This is a genomic window from Burkholderia sp. 3C (genome assembly GCF_054589155.1).
In genome coordinates this window covers 17,289-38,946 of record NZ_BAAILN010000010.1, presented here as the reverse complement: position 1 = coordinate 38,946, position 21,658 = coordinate 17,289, and the positions used below count along the sequence as shown (strand labels likewise).

The window sequence follows — 21,658 nt, the reverse complement described above, 5'->3', positions numbered from 1 at the left end:
GCCGGAAACCTTTGCCGCAAGGCGCTCAGTCGCACGCACTTGGTCTTTAGTCAGGGCTCTCGTAGGTGCGCCATAACGCTGCCGTTGAGGGCGAGGTCGCCATGCGCATACACGTTAAATCGATCGGACTAGGCCACCACCGTGACGCTATTTCGCGAAGAAGCCCGGAAAACGCAGCAGGCTCCAATGATCGGCAAGATCGTATTGATCCGGCCCATGTCATTCGGTGTACTGACCACTTTTTCCATGTGCTCGGCAATCGCTCTTGTCGCATTCTTTACATGGGGAAGCTACACGCGTCGTACAACGGTTGACGGTGTAGTCACCCCGAGCACCGGGTTGGTTAAGGTATGGATGCGCAACATGCTGGAAGATGAGTTCTACCGTCAGTTACAACGTTCAAAAACAAGCCTATGAGCGGGTGCGGTGCGATTGTGCATCATGCCGGCCGCATCGCTCTCCTCAGAACCGCGTACGCAGCCCGACAGTCGCCACCACCTGCGTGGCCGAACCCGATGCGCCACCCGCCGTGTCGATCAACGCCACGTAGTGCTGCCCGCTCACACGCTGATAAATCCCTTCGAGATACACGTCGGTGCGCCGTGACAACGAATAGACGAGCTGCGTATCGATCTGCTGCCATTTCGGCGAACTGCCGTAGGACGCCGAGCGCGTCACGTGCCCGGCCGTGAACACATAGGCCAGCCCCAGATCGAGATGGTGCGCGAGCCGGTAGCGGCCGTTCAACTCGTAGTTGTCGAAACTGACCTGGCCGTTCGAGGAACCGAACGCCTGGCTGCCTTCGAACTGGCTGTGCGAATAGACGAACGCAACGGAACCGGCGCCGGCCTGATAGCGCGCCGCGCCCGCCACCACGCGCTGCACGCGCGCGGCGAGCTGGAAGCCGGCCACGCCGTTCGCGCTCGATTCGGCGGTGTCCAACGCGCCTGCCGTGTTCGTGCTGTTGGTGCCGTCCACCTGCAAATAGCCGGCCGCCAGCGAGAGCGGCCCGTTCGCATAGCGCGCGCCCGCGCTCCACGCGCGGTTCGCGCTGAAGCCGGTGCTGTTCGAAAACGCATAGAGGCCGCCGAACTGCAGCCCCGAGAAATTCGGGCTGGCGTATTTGACGGCGTTGCTGAAGCGCAGCAGGTCGGCCATGTTGTCGTTGTCGTACGGGTGCGCGAAGCTCGATTTGCCGAACGAGCCCGATTCGGCCGACAGCGGCGCCACGTAATCCACCACCGAATCGTATTGACGGCCAAGCGCGGCGAAGCCGGCGTTCGGCGTGCGAATGCCGACATAGGCTTCGCGGCCGAACAGGCGATTGTCCTGGCCGAGCTTGCCGTTCTGGAGGTTGAAGCCGTTCTCCAGCACGAACACGGCGCGGTAGCCGTTGCCGAGATCCTCGCTGCCGCGCACGCCGAAGCGGCTGCCGTTGATGTTGCCGCTGGTGGCTTGCAGCAGCGCGCCGTGTTGCCCGTTCTTGGCAACGTTGTTGGTGTACATGAGGCCCGCATCGATCAGGCCGTAGAGCGTGACCGAGCTTTGTGCATGCGCGAACGGCGAGACGAAGCCCGCGAGGAGCACCCCGGTCTGAATGATTTTTTTGAACATCTGGATGAATTGTCGCTTTAGCGTGTGAGGTGAAAACGGATGCTAAAGACGTGAAATTCGATTCCCAACGTCAGGCTTCGGGAGTCCAAATGAATGAAGTTCGGGTATGGGTTGCAGGATGGAATGGATAAGGATATGCGCTCGCGCGATATGGAAATCAGGTGCGAGAGGTTCTGAAAATATCCTTGTCATTCAAATGGATCTGCGAGTTTCAAGCTGTGAATTGCAGGCCGGCGAGACGCGATCGCTTTTAAAGCGTGCTACGTCATTCAGCTAATTGCAATTCTCAATTCCAGATGGCGTGTGGCTGAAAGTCGTCACGTTAATGCCATTCAGGCGATACCCAGCGCCTGCAATATCGGCACATGCATGTCGGCGAAGCGTTGCGCTTTCTCTCGCAGTGCCTGACTGCTCTTCTGCCCATCGAGCGCCGCTTCGGCAAACGCGGCCCATTGCGCCGGTTCGCTGAAACCGCGCTGCCGCGCCAGCAGGAACAATTGCGCCACGCGCGGCACCCGCACGCCCGACCCGGACACCGGGCTGACCAGGAACTGCACGTCGCCGCGTTGCGGCGCCTGCTCGCAGATGGCGGCGTTCAGTTGGGCCGATGTGCTCCGCGCGGCGGCGATTCGTGCGTCATCCTGAACGTTCAGCAACACGCCGCTGCCCACCAGCAACGTGACGGCCTTGACCACACCATCGAACGTCAGCCCGTGCGCGTGCCGTTCGATCTCGGCGAGGCTCGTGGGGCGATGGCCGGCCAACGCATCGAGGATCGGCCCGTAAGTGGCTACTGGCAATGCAGCCTCGCCGAGCGCGCCGCGCACCTTCAACTGCACGGCTTCGCGCGACAGTGCCAGCATCACGCGCTGCGCGCGCAGCGCGGCCTGGCGTGCTTCCGCGCCGAGCGCCGGCGCGCCCTTGATCCAGTAATCGCGACGCATCGAGCGCAGCGTGCAGAAATCGCGCGTCGTCTCGCGCACGACGGGGTCGTCGATTTCCGTCAGCAACGCGCGTTGCGCGGGCGTCAGGTTGATCTCGTCGACGTGATCGCGATAATCGGCCGAGCCCGCATAACGCAGGCCGCACGCACCGAACGTGGCGGCCACTTGCGAGAACGTCAGCGGCTGCCAGTCGCGATTGAAATACTCGTGGGCAAGGTAGTGCGCATCGTCGTCGGACAGCGCATCGATGCGCGCGGCCAGTTGCGGGTTCGCTTGCGCATAGCCGGGTTGCGCGGCCATCACGCGCTGGAGGAACGCCACCGATTGGGCGACCTGCGACAAGGCGCGTGCTTCGTCGGACGCCTCGCCGGGCGATGCATGTTGCGCTCCGGCGTGAAAATGGCTGCGCAGCAATTCGCGCACCGGTAGCATCGCGGCCCAGCCCGGCTCGGTGTTGTAGCTGACGTACACCACGCCACCGTGGTTGAGCTTGCGTTCGATGAACTCGGCGAGGCAGGCGCGATGCTCGTCGGCCACCCAGCTCCAGATGCCGTGCAGGCCGATGAAGTCGAAGTTCGGCAGATCGTCGCGCGCGCAGAACGCCGCGAAGCTGTCGGCGCACAACGTGGCCTGCGAGCCGGCCTGCTGCGCGAGTTGCTGCGCGAAGCGCGCGTGCGCGGCGTTGAAATCGGTGCCGAACCAGCGGCTGTCGGAGCCGGCCGCGTGCAGGTTGACGCTGACGCCGTGGCCATAGCCCAGTTCGCAGGCGGCGCGCACCGTGGGCGGCGCGAAGCCCGATTGCAACAACGGCAGGGGCAGGCGCAGCGGATTCAGTTCATCGCAATAGCCGTAGGTGTAGGCAATCCCGTCGATGTTGCCGGCTGTCCAATCGCTCACGATCCGTTCCGCTTCCCTGAAGGCGCACCCGGCGCCAGGGCCGGGCCGGCGTGAGCCGAAGCCTCTCACGGCGCGGGGCGGCTTGTCCATCGGCGTTGCGAGGGTGTGGATTTCCGCGCGAAGCCGCGCCATGGCGGCGGCCCTTCGGCTTGTCATAAGGCGGGCGCGCCTATACACGCAATTCACGCCGAACGAGCGGCGTTTCTTCGAGCAGATCCTGCGGCCGCAGGTGGCGGCGGGGCGGATGGTGTCGGCGGAGCGCGTCGCTTATCTGACGGCCGTGAAGCCGGACGGCTGAGGCGGCTGGCTGAGGTGGCTAGCCGAGGCGTGCGCCGCGTTCAACGCAGCGCGATCTGCGCCGCGTCCGCGGCGAGCGCCGCCTCGAACAGCGGCTTGCCCGGCCCGGCCAGCCACGCGTCGAAGTCGAGCAGCGGGCCGAACTCCTGTTCGAGCGCCTGGATATCGGCGCGCCCGGCCAGCCGCCCGTCGTCGAACAATTCGGCGAGGCGGCTCAGGAACGGGTTCTGGGCGAGCAGGCTGTCGGGAAAGCGCGCGTAGCGGATCGGCCGCCCGGCGGCGCGGCTCAGGCTCGCCTGCAGGCTTTCGGCCGTCAGCTGGTCGCCTGCGATTTCGAGCGTGCGGCCCGCGAAGCGCGCCGGCGCGGCGAAGATCTTCGCGACGATCCGGCCGATGTCCTGCGCGGCGATCGTCTGACCGGCCTGACCCGGCCGCAGGAAAAACGTGTAGGCATCCTGATCGAGACCCATGCCGGGCAGCATCAGCAGTTCCATGAAACCGGCCGGGCGCACGATCGTGCTGGTCAGCGCGAGGCCGCGAATGTGCGCCTCGATGGCCGACTTGCTGTCGAAGTGCCCCATGCCGGTTTTCTCGGGGCCGGCCGCATTGACCGAGGTGTAGACGAGGTGCTGCACGCCCGCTTCCACGGCGAGATCGGCGATGGTCGTGCCGTAGCGCACTTCCTGCTCGTCGCTCACGTTATAGGCCGCGCCTTGCCCCGAACTCGGCTGCACGCTGAACACGCCATACGCGCCCTGCATGGCAGTCCTGATCGAATCCGGATCGGCGAAATCGCCGCGCACCAGCTCGATGCCGCGCGCAGCCAGCGCCCGCGCCTTGTCCGCCTGCGGATCGCGCACGAACGCGCGCACCGCCCAACCCTGTTCCTTCAGCGCGGCGGCCACCGCGCCGCCTTGCTGCCCCGTCGCGCCGAATACCAGCACGACGCCGTGCGTGCGTTCCCGATCGATTGCCATCTTCGTATTCCTCAGTGTCAGAGGTCGTTGATGGTATACATTTGATACCTGAACGCAATTACGCACCTGAAGGCTACCTGGTAGCCCGGAGTATCCCGCCCATGGCCTCGCTGTCCCCGGAAGACCTCGAACTGAACCGCCTCGTGCTGGAGGAGATCACCAGCAAATGGACGCTGCTGGTGCTCGGCTGCCTGTGCGCCGGGCCGATGCGTTTCAACGCGCTGCGCCGCGCCAACGAGGGCATCACGCAGAAGGCGCTGACGCAGTGCCTGCGCCGTTTGGAAGCGAACGGCTTCATCACGCGCACGGTGGTCAGCACGGCGCCTGTTGCGGTGTCCTATGCAATCTCGCCGCTCGGGCGCTCGCTGGAGCCGCATCTGCAGGCGATCCTCGGCTGGACGGTGGCGCACCGCGAGGCGGTGATGGCGGCGCGGCAGGCGTTCGCCGCGCAAGGGGGCGGGTAGGCGGCCGGGCGCCCGGTTGCGGGCGTATGATCCCCGGGGCCGTCATGGCGCCTTCAACATCCGAACGATCGAGTGCGATGGTCCGGATCTCGCGAGCACGATCTCCGTCATGGATTTGTCCGTTTCCTCCCGCGATGCCACGCCCGCCGTCGAGGCCGGCCCGCGCGTCGGCAAGTGTCGGTTTGCCTTCGTTCTGCTGAACGATTTCACGCTCGTCGCGTTCGCGGCGTTCGTCGACGTGCTGCGCCTCGTCAGCGATTCGGGCGACCGCAGCGGCCGGGTGCGCTGCGACTGGACCTTGCTGACCGAACAGGCCGTCCCGGTGCGCGCCAGTTGCGGTGCGCAGATCGTGCCCGACGGCGGGTTCGGCGAGCAACCCGATTACGACTACGTGGTGGTGGTGGGCGGCCTGCTCGGCGGGCGCAATCGCGCCTCGCGCGCCACGCTGGCGTTTCTCGCGCGCTGCGCCGAGCGCGGCGCGACCGTGGTGGGGCTGTGCACCGGCAGTTTCGCGATGCTCGAAGCCGGGCTGCTCGATGGGCGCAAGATCTGCGTGAGCTGGTTTCATGCGCAGGACCTGCTCGAGGCGTTTCCATCGCTCGATCCGCAGCAGATCGTGTCGGACCGCCTGTTCGTGGCGGACGGCAATCGCATCACCTGCGCGGGCGGGCGCGCGTCGGCCGACGTGGCCGCGACGATCCTGCGCCGGCATGTGGACGCGTTCGTGGTGGACAAGGCGCTGCGCATCCTGCAGATCGCGCATCCCGACGACGCCAACGCGCCGCAGGCGCCCGGCGGCCGCTTGCCGGAGCGTTGCCATCCGAAGGTCCGGCGCGCCGCGCTGATCATCGAGCAGCACATCGCCACCGGCATTTCGCCGGCGCAACTGGCCGAGCGGCTCGACCTGTCGGTGCGCCATCTCGAACGGTTGTTCAAGGAATCCACCGGCATGGGGCCGCGCGCCTACTGCAAGCAGATGCGTTTGCAGTTCGCCGCGTGGCTGCTGGCGCGGACCGACAAGCCGGTCGCCGACATCGCGGTGCGTTGCGGCTTCCCGAGCGGCTCGCACCTGAGCCGCGAATTCCGCGCGCATTTCGGGCTGCCGCCGGTGCGCTACCGTGCGCAGGGCACGCAACGGGCGCGGGACGCCGGCGGCGCCCCGGCCGCGCATGACTGGCGCGACGTCTATCCGGACCGGATCGAATTCTATTGAGCGCGGCGCGGCGCTGGACCCGGCGACGCCCACGGACACATCGCCTGCCGAAATCGCATGGCACGCGCCCCCGCTTGCTTCTATCGCGACGGCGCGGACCACGCCACCGCGTCGTGCGGATGCAGGCTTTCCAGATGTCGGACCTGCACGCGCGCATCGTCCTGGTCGTGCAACGCGGCCTGGATGCGGCGCGCGGCATCTTCCACGAACATCAGGTTGCCGCCGTTGAGCGCCGCGAAGGCCTGCTCGTCGGCGCGCTTCACGGCCGTCTGCACCGGCGTGCCGACGGCCGCCTCGATGCGGTCGATCAGCGCGAGCAGGCCGAGCGTGGGCGCATCGCGGTCGGTGCCGACCGAGACGCAGGCCTCGCTGCGCTGGCTGTGCGGCGTGGCGAGCGTCGCGTGGCGGCGCAGCCAGGCGCTCACGGCGGCGGGGTCGACCATCGCCTGCCCTTCGAACGCCTGCTGGAAGCCCTGTTCGATCAGTTGCCGCGACAGCGCGGCCGAGCACGGGCAGGTCGACGAATAGCCCACCGTCACTTCGCTTCGCAATGCGAAGCGTCCGCCGGCCAATTCGGCATCGATGCGCACCGGATACGATTTCCAGCCCGACAGCCCTTCGGTGACGAGCGCCGGGCGGCGCGTCAGCAATTCGGCATGCAGGCGCAGCCGCGCGTTGCGTGTTTCGCAGTCCCGATGGCTGTCGATCATCGCCTCGAGCAGCCGCCGCAGGCCGGCCGGCGAGAGCGGGCCGGCCTCGGCGTGTTCGTCGAGCAGCCGGTACAGGCGCGACATGTGGATGCCCTTCACGTGCGGGGCGGGCAGATCGACCTGCAGATCGGCGCGCGCATGCAGCGTGCGCCGGTAACCGGGTTCGTCGAGCGTGACGGGCACATCGATGCCGCGCATGCCCACCCATTCGAGCGGGCCGAGGTTGGGGGCGAGGTCGGTCAGGGAGACGTCGGGAAGCGCTTCGTTCATACGGAGAACCAAAGGGTGGGGCGGCCCCACCGGCTCACGGCATGGGGCGCGCGTTCAAGTCAGGACCAATCGGAAAACGGGCTGGGCCAGGCGGCCCAGGCTTGCGGGCCTTGCGCCATTTCCGCGTCGGTCAGCAGGCAGGCGTCGAAGCGGGCGCGCAGCGCGGCCTCGTCCATCTCCATGCCGATCAGCACGATTTCCTGGCGCGCGTCGCCCACGCGGTCGTCCCATTTCGCGCGGATCAGCGCGACGGCTTCGGGGTCGTCCGGCCAGCGTTCGTCGGGCACGGCGGCCCACCAGTAGCCGGCCGGGCCATGACGCGCCACCGCGCCGGCCTGCGACCAGTTGCCGGCCAGCGTCGGATGGCTGGCCAGCCAGAAGAAGCCCTTCGAGCGCACCACGCCGGGCCATTCGCTTTCCACCAGCGCGTGGAAGCGTTGCGGATGGAACGGGCGGCGCGCGCGGTAGACGAAGCTGCCGATGCCGTATTCGTCGGTTTCGGGGCGGTGCATGCCGCGCATTTCCTGCAGCCAGCCCGGCGCCTTCGACGCCTCGTCGAAATCGAACAGCCCGGTGCCGAGCACGCGGTCGAGCGGCACCTTGCCGAACTCGGCCGCCTCGATGCGCGCGCGCGGGTTGAGGCCGCGCAGGATCGCCGTCAGCCGTTCGCGGTCGTCGCCTTCGAGCAGGTCGATCTTGTTCAGCACGATCACGTCGCAGAACTCGATCTGCTCGATCAGCAGGTCGACCACCGTGCGGCGGTCTTCCTCGCCGAGCGATTCGCCGCGCGACTGCAGGCTGTCGCGCGAGCTGTAGTCGCGCAGGAAGTTGTAGCCGTCCACCACCGTCACCATCGTGTCGAGCTGGGCGCTTTCGTTGAGACAGCGGCCGTCCTCGCCCTCGAACGTGAACGTTTCGGCCACCGGCAGCGGCTCGGAGATGCCCGTCGATTCGATCACGATCTGGTCGAAGCGGCCTTCCTGCGCGAGGCGGTCCACCTCTTGCAGCAAATCCTCGCGCAGCGTGCAGCAGATGCAGCCGTTGCTCATCTCGACCAGCTTCTCGTCGGTGCGCGACAGCTCGGCGCCGCCTTCACGCACCAGCGCCGCGTCGATGTTGACCTCCGACATGTCGTTGACGATCACCGCGACGCGCCGGCCTTCGCGGTTGTTGAGGATGTGGTTCAGCAGCGTGGTCTTGCCCGCGCCCAGAAAGCCGGACAGGACCGTGACCGGCAGCCGGGCGGGCGGGGAGGACGTGAGGGTGTCTTGACTCATCGTGGTATCTCGGGGAAAGGCGCGATGCGGCGGGCCGGGTTGCCGGTCACGGGACGATCCGGCGCCGGGTGATCGAAATGATACGTTATATCATCTCGATGCGTGCGCGGAGTTTCGACGAGGGGGAATGGCGGGGGGAAGGGGAAAGTCGGGGGCGGGTGGCGGCGGGAGCCGGGCGGGCAACGGTGAATGCCGTTTGTCGCTGCTTCGCCGCGCCTGCGCGCGAGCGGTTCGACCCGGTAGGGGTGCGCCGGCGGCCCGCGCGATGTTCGATCCGATCACATATCGAGCGACGCACGCGGCGGCGCGCCGTCAGCCGCCGTCAGCCGTCAGGCCGCGCGTACCAGCCGGTTGCCGCCGAGCGACTTGGCCGTGTAGAGCGCCGCGTCGGCGGCGGCCAGCATGTCGACGAGTGGTGGCACGTCGTGTTCGTAGCGCGCCAGGCCCACGCTGACCGTCGCCTGGATCGGCGTGCCGTCGCGATTGACGGTGACCTCGGCGGCGAAGCGTTGCGCGATGAAATCGCCGAGATCGTGGGCGCGTTGGGCGTCGTAGCCCGACAACAGCACCGCGAACTCCTCGCCGCCGATCCGCGCCAGGATCGTGTCCGGCCCGAGCACCGCGCGGGCGACCGCGGCGAACGACTTCAGGACGTCGTCGCCGGCCTTGTGGCCGAAGCGGTCGTTGATACTCTTGAATTGGTCGAGATCGAGCGCCAGCACGGCGAACGGCTGCTTGCCCTCCGCCTTGCGGATCGCCAGCGCGCCTTCCTCGAAGAACCAGCGGCGGTTGCCGAGGCGGGTCAGGTAATCGGTTTGGGCCTCGCGCAGCAGGCGGCTGTGGGTTTCCTCGCGCACCAGCCGCAGCAGCGTCATCGGCAGGATTACCGAATAGAGCACGCCTTCGTACATCGTGATCTGGCTGGCCAGCAGCACCAGCGGCGAGCCGTAGCGTTCGGCCAGCATCGGCAGCAGGAGCATGCGGGCCGCGTACAGCAGCGCGTGCAGGCTCGTGACCACGATCGCGATGCGGCGCGTCTGGAATGCCTTCAGGCTGGCGCTGCGCAGCAGTTCGCGCGCGGTCAGCGCGCTGGCCAGGGCGATCGGGCCGGCGCTGATGTAGAACCACATCGCCTGCGGCCAGTGCGCGCCGACGATCAGCCAGGCCAGCGCGTCGAGCAGCAGCAGGCCGACCGAGAGCCGCAACACCTTCCGCCCGCTCAGGGCCGCCACCCCGCCCAGGATCAGCAGATAGCCGCCGAGCAGGATGAGATTGCTGATGGCCGCCCCCAGCACGCCCGGCAGCGCGGTGCGCGCGAGCACGATCACACATCCCGCGCCGAGCGTCGCGTACCCCGCAGCCAGGATTCGCAATGCCTTGCTGCGCTTGGGGTGTGACGCGTGTTCCCAGAACGTCAGGCCGGCACTGGCGAATAACGTTCCGATCGCGAGGAAATATAGGGTAAGAAGGTCGACGTGCATGACTGACGTGTAGGCCCGGGGCGGTGCTTCGCTGGGGCGAGGCGGCATTTTACGCCTAACGTCGGACAACTCGGAGAACGTCAAATTTGTTCAATTCGGGGCCGGCGCGGCGAGCGCCGCGGCCGGCCGCTGGCGGTCAGGGGAGCATCGGCGGCATGCCCTGCATGGTTTTCGCCCAGTCCTGCTTTTGCTTGGCGAGCCTGGCGGTGTCGGCGGCTTTCTGGTCGTCTTTCTTGCGTTGCTCGTCTTCGGCTTTTTTGTCGGTCGAGCCGAAGGTGTCGGTGTCGCGGGTTCGGAAGTAGAGCGTGTCGGCCAGAACGTGATCCTGCCAACTGGTCAGCAAGGTGTCGTGAACGAGCATGTCGAACATCGCCATGACGTCGGCGGGGAGGGGGTGCTTGCCGCCGATCCCTTCCTTCCAGGCGTCGACGAGCGCCATCTCGTCGTCCGACAACAAGCCATATTCGAGCACGGACGCCGCGATTTGCGCGCCCCCCAAGCCGTAGGGGTCGGGAGGGGCGCTACGGAGTGATTCAGCCGTTTTCTTGCGCTGATCCTGCTTGCCGGCCTTCGCCACGAGCCGGTCGGCGTCGTTCTGCAAGCGCGTCCAGACGCTGGTGAAATCGCGCGGCGCGGTGCCGACGAGATTCTCGAAATGCGTTTCAGCGGCGTCGCGCTCGGCCTTCAGTTTGAGCAAGGTGGCCTGATCCTCCGGCGGGCGCGTCGAGATCATGCTCATGATGACGCCCTGACGTTGCATTTCGGCGTCGAGTTTGCTCTTGGTGAGCTTGCGCTGATAATCGGCCGCCGCGTAATCGCTGCGCCATTTTTCCACCGGGTCCGAAATCGTCTTGCGGAACTCCGGGTCCTGATAGCGCACGGCGATCCAGCGCAGAAAGATCTTTTCGTGATCGAGGATATTGAGCCCGGCCTTGCGTGGGACGAGCGCCTGGTAGGCGTCGACCAGGTGGCGGACGCGGTATTGCTTGCCTTCGCAGGTGATGGGCTTGGCGATGGAGAATTTGTTGAACGTCAATGGCTTGCCATTCGCCATTTCTTCCATCGAGTTGATCGCCGTGCCGGCTTTCATGGCCTCCAGCAGCATGTCGCGCAGCGGGATGCGCATCAATTCGGCATTGAAGCCGAGCGATCCCTTGACTGCGCCGCCAACCACATCGCAACTGGTGCCCGGATAGAGGAACTGTTCGCCGCGCGTCTTTTCGAGGCTGTCGAGGCGTTGGTAGCAGCGCTTTTCGTGCGCCGCCGCGAAGTGCACGCAGCGCTCCACGCTGGGGGGCACGTCCAGCGCGCGATCCTTGTAGTCCGTCTTGATCACGTTGATGAACGGCACCAGCCCGACCACCTGGCTCGCTTCTTCCGACATGACGGACGACACCGCGTCGAGCAGGCCAAGGAATTTGATCTTGATCTTGACGCCGTCTATGGCCAGATCGAGGTCGTCGGTCTGCTTGTATTGTGTTGCCAGCGCATTGACGAAGGTGCGTGCGAGCACACAGCCTCGATCGGCGCCGAACACCGACACTTCGATCACGCCGACATGAGGCATTTGTGCCCGCACGGCGTTGTAGGCCGCCTTGAACTGGTCCATCGCGGCGAGCAGGCGGGTATCGATGCCGGTGCCGAAGTACATCGCCATGAAGGCGTTGTCGCGGACGATCGGCACGTTCTCCATGATGATGCCCGCGAACAGGCTGCGCGCGACGGTGCCGAGCGCCTTGAGCGGATTCTTCTTGAGGGCGCCGATCGTATCGTCCTTGGCCCCTTTCAGCACGAGGCTGCCGGCTGCTTTCGAGCGCTGGAGCAGGCGTTCAGAGGATGAAGTCAGCACGTTGGTGATGCGTCGGGCGTCCGCCGGAATTCCCTTGATCTCCTTCTTGATATCCTCGAACGCCTTTTCGAGCGGGCGGAACGAGAATTCCTTGGCGGATTCCTTCAATGCCTTTTCGGCACGAGATTTCACATCGGCTTTTTCGAGCGGATCCTTGACGCGGAAAAAGGACTTGCTCACCGATTCGGCCGTGGATTTAGCCGTGCTGACTACCTTGGCCGTGGCCATCTTGGTTGCGGCGGCGGTCGCATTCTTGATGGCGCTTGAGTCGGAGTCCTCATTGAGCGGCGTGCCGAGGCCCGAGTAGTAAAAGGCGTACCAGAACTGTTTAACCGGCCGGTGCTTATCGGTATTCGCACAATGCGCTTCCCACAGCCGGCAAATATTGGAGTACTGCGAACTTTCCGGGTCGTCGATATCGCGGTTTCTGCCGAACGCATCGAAGAAAAATCCCATGCGGATCACGGCCCCACAGGGCAAACACGTATCCGCCGGGTAGTTTGCGGCATTCTGCTTGGAAACCTGGAGCAATACCGATACCGGAGTTGCGTCGTCCGGATCGAGTTTGCGTTGGCTGTCCATGCTATTTCTCCTTCGAGAGCGGCGGAGGCAGCAAGCCGTCCGGGACGGATGGGACGGCGACCAGTGTGAATTTTCCGCGAGACAAATCTGCCTTTATTTTGGGCGACAGAGTTTGAATCGCCTTGGCAAATGCACCAGGTTTGTTCTTGCTGGCCTGCAAGATGCGTTGAACATCCGCTTGTGCGTCGAAGCGATCGTTGATCAGCAGGCTGAAATACGCATACTGTTTGAGGTCTTCAAGGTCTGTCAGTCGATATTTGAGCCACGCTTCAGCAACGATGCGGCCGATATGGCGAGATTGCTGATAGTCTCCCTCGCCGGTTCGTTTGTTGATTTGTGACTCGTACTGCATCATCCATCTCATGACCTCGACCATTGGAATTCGAGACGCGTCATTCAAGCCGCCAGGAAATTGAAGCTCGACGTGGTGATCCGGGAAAAAGTGCACTTCCAGGAGTCTTTCTCCGACGTGGTCCGGTGCTTTCGTGGGGGGCATCGACGCTTTGGCTTCGGCGGAAAAACGTTTTTCGTCTCCGGCGATCCATTGATCGGCATCGTAGTATTGCCATGTCACAGTGAATTCGGTGCCTTTCAGTTGGTAGCAACAGGCGACTCGGCCACCACCTGCACCAGGCGGGTCATCGCCGCCGCCGGTCGCCTTGTTGCCATAGGCATCCGTCACCGTAAAGCGGATCAGGTTATAGGGCAGGTAGTTCTGCCCCATGACCGAAATGCCGTTGTATGTCGGCTCCGATTTCCCGCAAGCGGACAACGAGACCATCATCGCGCCAGCGACAAACGCTCGGGCCGACCAGTTCAATATTTTCCGACCATCACGCATTTGCATCGTCCTTCCGATAGATGTTCTGTCCGATGGCGCTCGACTTGATTCGAGCGCGTTCCGGCATGCTGCCGCTGACGGTTTCGGTGCGCGGCGGCGGCAGCAAGCCATCGGCAATCGCCGGCACCGCAACAGGCGCGAACTTGTCGCGCTTCAACTCTGCCATCACGCTCGGCGTGAGCGACCGAATCGCCTTCGCGAAAGCCCCCGGCGTGCCTTTGCTCGCCTGCGGTATCCGCTGCACATCGGCTTGCGCATCGAACTGTTCGTTCACCAGCAGGCTGAAGTAAGCGTACTGCTCCAGATCCTGCAGATCCGTCAGCCGATACTTGAGCCACGCCGCTGCAACGACGCGCCCAACATGACGGAACTGCTGATACTCCTCTTCGCCGTTTTGCTTCTTGATTTGCGACTCATACTGCCTCATCCATCTCATGACATCGACCATCGGAATTCGAGACGCGTCGTTCAACCCTCCAGGAAACTGAAGCTCGACGTGGTGATCCGGGAAGAAGTGCACTTCCAGAAGTCTTTCTCCGACGTGGTCCGGCGCTTTCGTGGGGGGCATCGATGCTTTGGCTTCGGCGGAAAAACGTATTTTGTCTCCAGCGATCCATTGATCGGCATCGTAGTATTGCCACTTCACTGTGAATTCGGTGCCTTTCAGCTTGTAGCAACAGGCGACCCGGCCACCACCCTCACCCGGCGGATCATCGCCACCGCCACTTGCCTTGTTGCCGTAGGCGTCCGTGACCGTGAAGCGGATCAGGTTGAAAGGCAGATAATTCTGCCCCATGACCGAAATACCACCGTACGTCGGCTCCGACTTCCCGCAAGCCCCCAGCGCCACGACCATCACCGCCGCCGCCACAACCCGGCCAACCACCGCCCCCGCCCTCAACCCGCACCACCCAACCGCGTCAACTCCATCGCATCCCGAATCGCATCCCACTGCGCGTCGCCAATCCCCGCCAGCGCCGCATCGACATCCATCTCCCCACGCTTGACCGCCGCGAGACACGCCTGCACATCGGGATGCTCATCAAACCTTGGCGACACATGCACACCGATCGTCACATACGACAGCACCTGCGCGGCGTCGGCGATCCCATAACCGGCCGCCCGTTCGAGCAACAACACAATCGCTTCGTACAACTCGACATCCGACAGATGATCGACCGACATCGCCATCGTTTCGCGAAACTGCAGCGCCAGCTTGTCGGGATACCCGAGCGCGATCAATCTCGCATGCTGCGTGTCGTCCAGATCAACGAGGCTGTCGCTGCCGATCACGCCGCCATCAGCGCCAACCGCCGCCTCGTTGCGCCACACCACTTCCTTGCGCCATCGATCGCGATACCGCAACGCGACGAACGGCGCGAGAAACCGCTGCGCCTGCGCATCGGACCACACCTGCCGCAGCCGCGCCAGCACATGGTTGTCGAAGAAGAACAGGAAGAACCGGCGCCCGCCCGGCAGTGTGTAGACGACATACTGCCGGCAATGCGCGTCGAGCCGGTCGAACGGCAGCGGCGACCACGCCCACGTCACGGCGTGCAGATCGACCAGGCGTGTCCACAGCTCGTGAAGCAGACGATGCTGCTCGCTGCCGGTGGCCAGCGCCTGCCGGTCGAAGGCGATCAGATGCGGGGCAATGTCGGGATACGCGTCGAGATTCGTCTCGCGCCACAGCGAGGCGTAACGCACGCCGTGCGCGGCCGCGAGCCGCGCATCCAGGCCCGGATAACCGCGCGAATCGAGGAACGCATACAACTGCAAGGGCAGGCCCTGCGCGGAGCGCTCGGCAAACCCGCCATGCAGGCTTTCCAGGAACGCGGGCCAATCGTCGAGCCGCGCAGGCGATTCCTCAACGACATCCATCACCTCGGCCGCATCGGTTGCGTCCGCAACCTCAACGCCGTCCTCCTGCATCGCCGCCCCGGTTTCGTTTTGCTCGCTCATCAATCCGCCTCGACCATCGATTCGCGTCCGCTGTGCGCATTCAGCAAGCACTCCTTGCACGTGCCGCCCGGCAGCGCCGGCAGCGGATACGGCATGCTGGCCGGCCCGGCGAACGTGTGCTGCGCGCCCTTCACGTCGATGGTGCCGGGCGCGTGAATCTCGATGTTGCCGCCGCTGATGCGGATATAGGCGCCGCCGGATGTCAGCAGCACGTCCTGCTTGGCGGCCACGTCGATGGTGGCGGTGGCGCTCACCAGCTTCAGCGTTTTCTGCGCGGTCAGCTCGATATTGTCGGAATGCGCCTGCACCTCGACCTTGCCCTTGCCGGCGAACAGCTTGATGCCGGCGTTCTGCACGAACAGGCTGAGGGTCTTGCGCACGCTGGCCACGAGCGATTTGCCGACGGCCAGCACCGTGCTCTGGCCGCTGACGAGGTTGATCTGCTCGGTGCCGGCCAGATGCACCGATTGCTGGCTCGACAGCGCGATGCCGGCCGGGCTGCCGAGCAGCATCACCGGCTCCTTGAACGCGTTCGCGCTGCCGGTGCCTCCGCCGGCGGTGTTGCCGCCGGAACCGGAGCCGGAAGCTGAGCCAGAAGCGGAGCCGGCCACGCTGTTTTGCGTCGCGTCGGTGAACGCCTTCATGGCGTCGTGGCCCTCGGCGAGCGTCTCGGCCTGGTGCGTCTCGCTGACCTGCGACAGCGATTCGATCAGGCTCTCGGCATTGACGAGCTGCTGCTGCGATTCGCGCACGTCGAGCGGCTGGCTGTTGGCGGCCTTCGGATGGGTGGTGAGATACAGCCCCTGCGTGGCGCGCACGGCGCCGTAATCGTCGGTGCGCAGATCGAAGCCGCTGCCGAGATAGCCGCCTCGCGTGTTGCCGTTCTGGTCGATCAGGTAGCCGAGATGCAGCAGCGAATTGGCGCTGCTGCTGGCGAGGCGCATGCGGTTCTGGCCGGTGGCGTCGTCGAGCACCATCTCGTTGTAGCCGCTGCCGGCGTATTCCTTCGAGCGGTGGCCGGACAGGATGCCGTTGCTGTGCCATTGCGGCTTGACCGCGCCGTTGTACACGCGATGCAGGCAGATCGGCCGGTCGCAATCGCCGCCGAGATAGCCGATCAGCACTTCCTCGCCGACGCGCGGCATATGCACGCCGCCATAGCCGCCGCCGGTGTCCGATTGCGCGACGCGCACCCAGCACGAGGCGCGCTCGTCGCCGTCGTTGAGGCGATCCCACACGAAGCGGATCTTGATGCGGTTCAGCGCATCGGTGTACACCTCCTCGCCCTGCGGCCCGACGACGATGGCGGTTTCGAGCCGCATCTCGGGCTTGGCGTGCGCGAACGGGCTGCGGTACGGCACGGCGGTGCGCTGCGCCTCGACTTCCACGCGATAGAAGCCGGTCGAGCCGTCGTCGTGCGTCACGGCGAACCCGCCGTCGCCGCTGTCGGCGCGCGCCTGCGCCAGTTGCGCCTGCAGGCTGTGCGGAAAATTCGCGTCGTGGTCGGACAGCGGCAGGTTGTTCTCGATGAACCCCTGCACGCGGATCGCGGCGAATTCGCGTTGCGAATCGGCGTCGCGATCGTGCTCGGGATGGCCGGTCAGCGTGAAGCGCCGGCCGGCATCGATGCCGCGCACGCCGCCCGCGCCCGTGAACCGCTTGGCGCGCGATTCCCATTCCTCCAGCCGGATGTTCGACAGCGCCTCGCCGCGATCCTGCGCGGCGAACGTGTAGGCCCCGGTGTATTCGTAGACTTCGGTTTGCTGCGGCAGGCTGCCCTGGTTGTCGCGCGTCGGCAGCGTGGTGCCCTTGGGGTTGGCGGCGGCGGCCGGCGATTTGTAGTCGAACGTGCGGGTGGTATGCGCGCTGCTTTGCAGCGTGCGCGAGCCGGCCCATTGCGTGAACGCGTCGGCTTCGCTGCCGGTGGCGATGCGCGCGAACGTGACGGCGGCCGGGGAAAGGGCGTCGAGCGAATGAATGTCGTCGGTGATCACGAGCGTGTGCGACGCGCCGCCCGCATCGTGCCGCCAGAAGCCGAACAGGCCTTCCTGCTCCATCAGGCGGTGCACGAACTGCCAGTCGCTCTCGCTCTGGCGGCAATACGAGCGGCTCGGCAGCGGCTTCGACAGCGCGAACCGATAGCGGCCCTGCGCCTGCGGATGCGCGTCGAACACGGCGGCGAGGATGGCGTCGGTGCCCTGATCCTGCCAATAGCGCATGTCGCTGCGAAAGCGCAGGAAATGCAGCCACGATGCGACCGTCAATTGATAGCCCGACAGGCTGCCGTCCGAACCGAGCCGGCGCGCGGTATGGATAAAGCCATTGACGGGCCGGTACGACATGTCCGCCTGCTGAATCCACAGCGTGATTGGCTGCGCGATCAGCGATTTCAGTTCGACATCGGGCGCGGCGGACACCATGTCGAGCGTCATGCTGAAATCGCGGCCCAATTCGGCGTGCGTGACGGCCCGGCGCGGAATCAGGGTGTTATCGGGCAGGCAGGGAATATCCGTCTTCAGCAGACGCCCCTGTTGAATCAGGCCGCCACGAATGGCCTGAGCCAAATCGGTCATGTCCATGCATTTCCCATCGTTTTATCGGTGGCGGGCGCGAGCTTCCCGCACACGTTCGGAGGTAGCGCTCCGAATGGCAAAGCGGCATTTTAGCGGGATTACGAAGACCTGACGATGGCTGTCGATTTAATAAATGTCAAAACGCCATTTGAATCCGATCAAATGGCGTGATGAATGGCGCAAGCGGGAGATAACCTGTCGAATCAAACAGGCGAGTTGAAAACGATTTCGGCCGATATCGAACGATTCAACGCTGAAAATCGAATGCGGATTAAATTACCGATTATCGGCATTCGATTAAAGAAATCGGTAATAAAACCCGCCCGGCATTAATCCGCCCGCTTTGCAAACACCTCCTTGAACACCAGCATCGCCGAAAACACGTTCGGCCAGCCCGCGTAGTACGCCAGTTGCGTCAGCATCTCGGCGGCCTCGTCGCGGGTCAGGCCGTTATCCATCGCGCGGTTCAGGTGATACGGGATCTGCGCGACCTGGCCGTTCGCCACCAGCGCGGCGACCGTCACGAGGCTGCGGTCGCGCGGCGCGAGGCCGGGGCGCAGCCAGAGGTCGTTGAACAGCACGTCGGTGGTGGCCTGCACCACGCCCGGTGCGGTCATGCCGAAATTCTCGCCGACGGTGTGTGCGCGTTGGCGTTCGGCCGCCTCGTCGAGCGGCAGCGGCGGCGTATCGACGGGCGACAGTTGGGCCGCGCCGATGCCGCGTTCGCGGAACGTGTCGGCCAGCGCGCCGGCCGCGGCCGTGGCGTTGCCCCAGCCGGCGTAGAACGCCAGATGCGCGACGATCTCGGACAGCTCGGCCGGCGTCACGCCGCGATCGAGCGCGAGCGGCGCCTGGCTGCGCAACTCGGCGGCCTGGTTGCGCGCGATCAGCACGGCGACGGTGACGATGCCGCGATCGCGCGGCGCAAGGCCCGGGCGTTGCCACACGTTGTCGAGCACGGTGGCGGTGTAGTGCGCGAGGGCGGGGGAGGCCGCGCCGAGGTCGGCGGGCGTGGGGGTGTCGTGCATGGCGTGAATCCTGTTCGGGGTGGCGCAGGCGCTCAGGGCCAGCGCCGTGCCGGCCGCCGCGAGATGCGCGGCAAAGCGCGCGGCGAGCCGGGGCGGGCGGCGTTCACTCGCCGAGATACTGCGCATCGCTGACCTGGTCGAGCCAGTCGACGTTGCGGCCGTCGAGCGCTTCCTGGATCGCCACGTGCGTCATGGCGGTGGTGGCGGTCGCGCCGTGCCAGTGCTTGTGGCCGGGCGGGCACCAGATCACGTCGCCGGCGCGAATCTCCACGCGCGGCTCGCCTTCGCATTGGGTCCAGCCGCAGCCGGCGGTCACCAACAGCGTCTGGCCGAGCGGGTGCGTGTGCCAGGCGGTGCGCGCGCCCGGCTCGAACGTGACGCTGGCGCACGAGACGCGCGAGGGCGGCGGCGCGACGTTGAGCGGGTCGATCCGGACGGTGCCGGTGAACCACTCGTCGGGGCCGCGCATCGAGGGCTGCGAACCGGCGCGCATCAGTTTCATGGGGCTTCCTTGCGAGTCATGGGATGCCGGCCAATGTACCGAGCCCGCGATCATGCGACTAGATGGCAAAATCGGCATGATCCTATGCATGGGAGCATCAATTGAAAGAGAACCTCGACGACCTGCTGGCGTTCATGGCGGTGGCGCGCGAGCGCAACTTCACGCGCGCGGCGGCGCAGCTCGGCGTGTCGCAATCGGCGCTGAGCCGCACCGTGCGCCTGCTGGAGACGCGCATGGGCATGCCGCTGCTGGCGCGCACCACGCGCAGCGTGTCGCTCACGGCGGCCGGCGAGCGGCTGCTGGCGGTGGTCGGGCCGCATCTGCAGGAAATCGGCGTGGAGCTGGAGGCGTTGCGCGCGATGACCGACCGCCCCGGCGGCATGGTGCGCATCACCACCACGGATTACGCCGCCAACGCCTATGTCTGGCCGCGCGTGCAGCCCTTGCTGCGGCTGTATCCGGAGCTGGAGATCGAGCTGGTGAACGACTACGGGCTGACCGATATCGTGGCGGACCGCTACGACATCGGCGTGCGGCTCGGCGATCAGGTCGAGAAGGACATGATCGCGCAGCGCATCGCGCCGGACATGACGATGTCGATCGTCGGCGCGCCGGGCTACCTGGCGTCGCGCCCCGCGCCGGCCACGCCGCAGGATCTGACGCAACACAACTGCATCAACCTGCGGCTGCCGACGCGCGATTCGCTGCTGGCGTGGGAACTGGTCAAGGGGCGGCGCGCGTTGCAGGTGCGCGTGGCCGGGCAACTGACGTTCAACAACGTCTACCAGATGCTCGACGCGGCGCTGGCCGGCTTCGGGCTGGCCTACGTGCCGCACGATCTGGCCGAGCCGCTGGTGCAGGCCGGGCGGCTGGCCTGGGTGCTGGAGGAGTGGTATCCGACCTTCGTCGGCCACCACGTGTACTACCCGAGCCGCCGCAAGTCGTCGCGCGCGGTGGAACTGGTGGTGGAAGCGCTGCGCGAGGGTTACCGGCCCGAACGCGGCGAAGCGCGGCGCGGCGGCGGCAAGGCGCGGCGTTGAGGCCCCGGTGAGGAACCGGCTCGCTCAGGCGTTCATTCCCCGATCAGATGCACGACGATATCGCGTTGATGCGCGATGCGCCGGTGCTCGAACAGGTAGATGCCCTGCCAGGTGCCCAGCACCATGCGCCCCTGCTCGACGGGAATCGACAACTGCACCTGCGTGAGCACCGTGCGCAGGTGCGCGGGCATGTCGTCGGGGCCTTCGGTGTCGTGTTCGTAGCGCGCCGGGTCCTCGGGCGCGATCTCCTCGAAGTAGCGTTCGATATCGCGCTGCACCGACGCGTCGGCGTTTTCCTGGATCAGCAGCGAGGCCGACGTGTGGCGGCAGAACACCGTCAGCAGGCCGGTGCGGATCGATTGCTGCTCGACGAACGCGCGCACCTGCCGCGTGAAATCGATCAGGCCGCGCCCGCGCGTGGCCACGCCGATATGCTGGATCGCCTGTTTCATCGTGATGGCTCCGGTGGCGTTCAGCCGAGCGCGGCGAAGCCGTTCGCCTCGATCTGCGCGGCGGCGGTGGGGCGCACCACGCGCGCCACTTCCGCGCCGTCGCGCAGGAACACCAGCGTCGGCCACAGCTTGATGCCGAACGAGCGGCCGAGCGGCCGGCCCGGGCCGTCCTCGATCTTCAGGTGGCGCACCTCGGGGTGCGCGGCGAACGCCTCGCGGATCGCCGGCTGCGCGCCGGCGCAGATCCCGCACCAGTTCGCGCCGAACTCGATCACGGTGGTGCCGGCCAGTGCGTCGACGGCGGCGCGGGCGGGGGCATCGGGCGTATAGGGCTGGGTGGCGGTCATGGCGGCTCCTTGGAGAAAAACGCAATGCAATGCGGCCGCGTGGGGGCGCGGCCGCAAGCTTCCACTCTAGCGGAAACGGGCCGATGCCGTCGCAGGGCCGCCGGGCCGGCCCGCTCGCGCCGTGCATTTTGTCGGGGACGGGTTCGAAAAAAGTTATCGATGGTTTTCCGTATCGAAGCCAAATACTCAATGTCGACAAGGCTTTGCTGCGCCGCATCCATTCGAAATAGACGATTGATGCGTGCCGGGGCGGATTGACGCGCGGGCCGCCATCCGCTTTGATACGCCTATCCGCGCCGCGGCGGCCGTTCCGTCCGCGCGCCTCACCACTGGAGCCG

The 21,658-nt window shown here is 65.8% G+C and carries 20 protein-coding genes; 5 read left to right on the top strand and 15 right to left on the bottom strand.

The window, feature by feature from the left end; all coding sequences use genetic code 11:
• The first annotated feature begins 141 nt into the window (after window positions 1-141).
• A complete protein-coding gene (locus tag ACYP33_RS00875) occupies window positions 142-417 on the top strand; it encodes a hypothetical protein (RefSeq protein WP_459619092.1) in 276 nt (91 codons plus the stop codon).
• Window positions 418-462: 45 nt separating this feature from the next.
• Here ACYP33_RS00875 and ACYP33_RS00870 read toward each other — a convergent pair whose 3' ends face one another.
• Both ACYP33_RS00870 and ACYP33_RS00865 read right to left on the bottom strand, forming a co-directional pair.
• Window positions 463-1,614 (bottom strand): porin, encoded by a 1,152-nt coding sequence (locus tag ACYP33_RS00870; RefSeq protein WP_459619090.1) that lies wholly within the window; start codon window positions 1,612-1,614, stop codon window positions 463-465.
• A gap of 332 nt (window positions 1,615-1,946) precedes the next feature.
• Window positions 1,947-3,455, bottom strand: a complete 1,509-nt coding sequence (locus ACYP33_RS00865) for a methyltransferase regulatory domain-containing protein (RefSeq protein WP_459619088.1) — start codon at window positions 3,453-3,455, stop codon at window positions 1,947-1,949.
• Window positions 3,456-3,585: 130 nt separating this feature from the next.
• On the opposite strand from ACYP33_RS00865, the gene ACYP33_RS00860 reads away from it, so the two are divergent.
• Complete coding sequence (locus ACYP33_RS00860; RefSeq protein WP_459619086.1) at window positions 3,586-3,753, top strand: hypothetical protein; 168 nt, start codon at window positions 3,586-3,588, stop codon at window positions 3,751-3,753.
• A 40-nt stretch (window positions 3,754-3,793) separates the two neighbouring features.
• On the opposite strand, the gene ACYP33_RS00855 is transcribed toward ACYP33_RS00860, so the two are convergent.
• The gene (locus ACYP33_RS00855; protein ID WP_459619084.1) at window positions 3,794-4,729 is read right to left on the bottom strand and encodes an NmrA/HSCARG family protein; all 936 of its coding nucleotides are present in this window, start codon (window positions 4,727-4,729) and stop codon (window positions 3,794-3,796) included.
• A 101-nt stretch (window positions 4,730-4,830) separates the two neighbouring features.
• Between ACYP33_RS00855 and ACYP33_RS00850 the strand changes: the two genes are divergently transcribed.
• Window positions 4,831-5,193, top strand: a complete 363-nt coding sequence (locus tag ACYP33_RS00850) for a winged helix-turn-helix transcriptional regulator (protein ID WP_414448607.1) — start codon at window positions 4,831-4,833, stop codon at window positions 5,191-5,193.
• A gap of 109 nt (window positions 5,194-5,302) precedes the next feature.
• Entirely contained in the window at window positions 5,303-6,406 is a 1,104-nt protein-coding gene (locus ACYP33_RS00845) for a GlxA family transcriptional regulator (protein ID WP_459619081.1), read from the top strand.
• Between the two features lie 80 nt (window positions 6,407-6,486).
• On the opposite strand, the gene folE2 is transcribed toward ACYP33_RS00845, so the two are convergent.
• From folE2 to ACYP33_RS00795, 10 genes are all read right to left on the bottom strand, one after another.
• Window positions 6,487-7,386, bottom strand: a complete 900-nt coding sequence (gene folE2, locus ACYP33_RS00840; RefSeq protein ID WP_459619080.1) for a GTP cyclohydrolase FolE2 — start codon at window positions 7,384-7,386, stop codon at window positions 6,487-6,489.
• A gap of 59 nt (window positions 7,387-7,445) precedes the next feature.
• Window positions 7,446-8,663 (bottom strand): zinc metallochaperone GTPase ZigA, encoded by a 1,218-nt coding sequence (zigA, locus tag ACYP33_RS00835; RefSeq protein ID WP_459619078.1) that lies wholly within the window; start codon window positions 8,661-8,663, stop codon window positions 7,446-7,448.
• A gap of 329 nt (window positions 8,664-8,992) precedes the next feature.
• Window positions 8,993-10,144 (bottom strand): GGDEF domain-containing protein, encoded by a 1,152-nt coding sequence (locus ACYP33_RS00830; RefSeq protein WP_459619076.1) that lies wholly within the window; start codon window positions 10,142-10,144, stop codon window positions 8,993-8,995.
• 136 nt (window positions 10,145-10,280) lie between these two features.
• Window positions 10,281-12,575 (bottom strand): hypothetical protein, encoded by a 2,295-nt coding sequence (locus ACYP33_RS00825; RefSeq protein ID WP_459619074.1) that lies wholly within the window; start codon window positions 12,573-12,575, stop codon window positions 10,281-10,283.
• Between the two features lies 1 nt (window position 12,576).
• A complete protein-coding gene (locus ACYP33_RS00820) occupies window positions 12,577-13,416 on the bottom strand; it encodes a DUF3304 domain-containing protein (RefSeq protein ID WP_459619130.1) in 840 nt (279 codons plus the stop codon).
• Window positions 13,409-14,272 carry a DUF3304 domain-containing protein gene (locus ACYP33_RS00815; RefSeq protein WP_459619072.1) on the bottom strand — a complete coding sequence of 288 codons (864 nt, stop codon included), beginning with the start codon at window positions 14,270-14,272 and terminating at the stop codon, window positions 13,409-13,411. Before ACYP33_RS00815 ends, ACYP33_RS00820 begins: the two co-directional genes overlap by 8 nt.
• A 41-nt stretch (window positions 14,273-14,313) precedes the next feature.
• Window positions 14,314-15,378, bottom strand: coding sequence for a DUF4123 domain-containing protein (locus ACYP33_RS00810; protein ID WP_459619070.1), 1,065 nt, complete (start codon window positions 15,376-15,378; stop codon window positions 14,314-14,316).
• Entirely contained in the window at window positions 15,378-17,957 is a 2,580-nt protein-coding gene (locus ACYP33_RS00805) for a type VI secretion system Vgr family protein (RefSeq protein WP_459619068.1), read from the bottom strand. The genes ACYP33_RS00810 and ACYP33_RS00805 overlap by 1 nt, the downstream gene beginning before the upstream one ends.
• Window positions 17,958-18,280: 323 nt before the next feature.
• Window positions 18,281-18,979 (bottom strand): carboxymuconolactone decarboxylase family protein, encoded by a 699-nt coding sequence (locus tag ACYP33_RS00800; RefSeq protein ID WP_459619067.1) that lies wholly within the window; start codon window positions 18,977-18,979, stop codon window positions 18,281-18,283.
• A 103-nt stretch (window positions 18,980-19,082) separates the two neighbouring features.
• Window positions 19,083-19,481, bottom strand: coding sequence for a (R)-mandelonitrile lyase (locus ACYP33_RS00795; protein WP_459619065.1), 399 nt, complete (start codon window positions 19,479-19,481; stop codon window positions 19,083-19,085).
• A 101-nt stretch (window positions 19,482-19,582) separates the two neighbouring features.
• Here ACYP33_RS00795 and ACYP33_RS00790 point away from each other — a divergent pair, with 101 nt between their 5' ends.
• A complete protein-coding gene (locus ACYP33_RS00790; protein ID WP_459619064.1) occupies window positions 19,583-20,521 on the top strand; it encodes a LysR family transcriptional regulator in 939 nt (312 codons plus the stop codon).
• A gap of 32 nt (window positions 20,522-20,553) precedes the next feature.
• Here the strand turns inward: ACYP33_RS00790 and ACYP33_RS00785 are convergent, their stop codons facing one another.
• Both ACYP33_RS00785 and ACYP33_RS00780 read right to left on the bottom strand, forming a co-directional pair.
• The gene (locus tag ACYP33_RS00785) at window positions 20,554-20,973 is read right to left on the bottom strand and encodes a secondary thiamine-phosphate synthase enzyme YjbQ (protein ID WP_459619062.1); all 420 of its coding nucleotides are present in this window, start codon (window positions 20,971-20,973) and stop codon (window positions 20,554-20,556) included.
• Between the two features lie 20 nt (window positions 20,974-20,993).
• A complete protein-coding gene (locus ACYP33_RS00780) occupies window positions 20,994-21,320 on the bottom strand; it encodes a thioredoxin family protein (RefSeq protein ID WP_459619060.1) in 327 nt (108 codons plus the stop codon).
• Between the last annotated feature and the right edge of the window lie 338 nt (window positions 21,321-21,658).

What these genes read in the sequence shown, in the direction of transcription:
- ACYP33_RS00870 (WP_459619090.1), bottom strand. Translation starts at nt 1,614, where the DNA reads ATGTTCAAAAAAATCATTCAGACCGGGGTGCTCCTCGCGGGCTTCGTC.
- ACYP33_RS00860 (WP_459619086.1), top strand. Translation starts at nt 3,586, where the DNA reads ATGGCGGCGGCCCTTCGGCTTGTCATAAGGCGGGCGCGCCTATACACG.
- ACYP33_RS00855 (WP_459619084.1), bottom strand. Translation starts at nt 4,729, where the DNA reads ATGGCAATCGATCGGGAACGCACGCACGGCGTCGTGCTGGTATTCGGC.
- ACYP33_RS00850 (WP_414448607.1), top strand. Translation starts at nt 4,831, where the DNA reads ATGGCCTCGCTGTCCCCGGAAGACCTCGAACTGAACCGCCTCGTGCTG.
- ACYP33_RS00845 (WP_459619081.1), top strand. Translation starts at nt 5,303, where the DNA reads ATGGATTTGTCCGTTTCCTCCCGCGATGCCACGCCCGCCGTCGAGGCC.
- folE2 (WP_459619080.1), bottom strand. Translation starts at nt 7,386, where the DNA reads ATGAACGAAGCGCTTCCCGACGTCTCCCTGACCGACCTCGCCCCCAAC.
- zigA (WP_459619078.1), bottom strand. Translation starts at nt 8,663, where the DNA reads ATGAGTCAAGACACCCTCACGTCCTCCCCGCCCGCCCGGCTGCCGGTC.
- ACYP33_RS00830 (WP_459619076.1), bottom strand. Translation starts at nt 10,144, where the DNA reads ATGCACGTCGACCTTCTTACCCTATATTTCCTCGCGATCGGAACGTTA.
- ACYP33_RS00825 (WP_459619074.1), bottom strand. Translation starts at nt 12,575, where the DNA reads ATGGACAGCCAACGCAAACTCGATCCGGACGACGCAACTCCGGTATCG.
- ACYP33_RS00820 (WP_459619130.1), bottom strand. Translation starts at nt 13,416, where the DNA reads ATGCGTGATGGTCGGAAAATATTGAACTGGTCGGCCCGAGCGTTTGTC.
- ACYP33_RS00815 (WP_459619072.1), bottom strand. Translation starts at nt 14,272, where the DNA reads ATGGTCGTGGCGCTGGGGGCTTGCGGGAAGTCGGAGCCGACGTACGGT.
- ACYP33_RS00810 (WP_459619070.1), bottom strand. Translation starts at nt 15,378, where the DNA reads ATGAGCGAGCAAAACGAAACCGGGGCGGCGATGCAGGAGGACGGCGTT.
- ACYP33_RS00805 (WP_459619068.1), bottom strand. Translation starts at nt 17,957, where the DNA reads ATGGACATGACCGATTTGGCTCAGGCCATTCGTGGCGGCCTGATTCAA.
- ACYP33_RS00800 (WP_459619067.1), bottom strand. Translation starts at nt 18,979, where the DNA reads ATGCACGACACCCCCACGCCCGCCGACCTCGGCGCGGCCTCCCCCGCC.
- ACYP33_RS00795 (WP_459619065.1), bottom strand. Translation starts at nt 19,481, where the DNA reads ATGAAACTGATGCGCGCCGGTTCGCAGCCCTCGATGCGCGGCCCCGAC.
- ACYP33_RS00785 (WP_459619062.1), bottom strand. Translation starts at nt 20,973, where the DNA reads ATGAAACAGGCGATCCAGCATATCGGCGTGGCCACGCGCGGGCGCGGC.
- ACYP33_RS00780 (WP_459619060.1), bottom strand. Translation starts at nt 21,320, where the DNA reads ATGACCGCCACCCAGCCCTATACGCCCGATGCCCCCGCCCGCGCCGCC.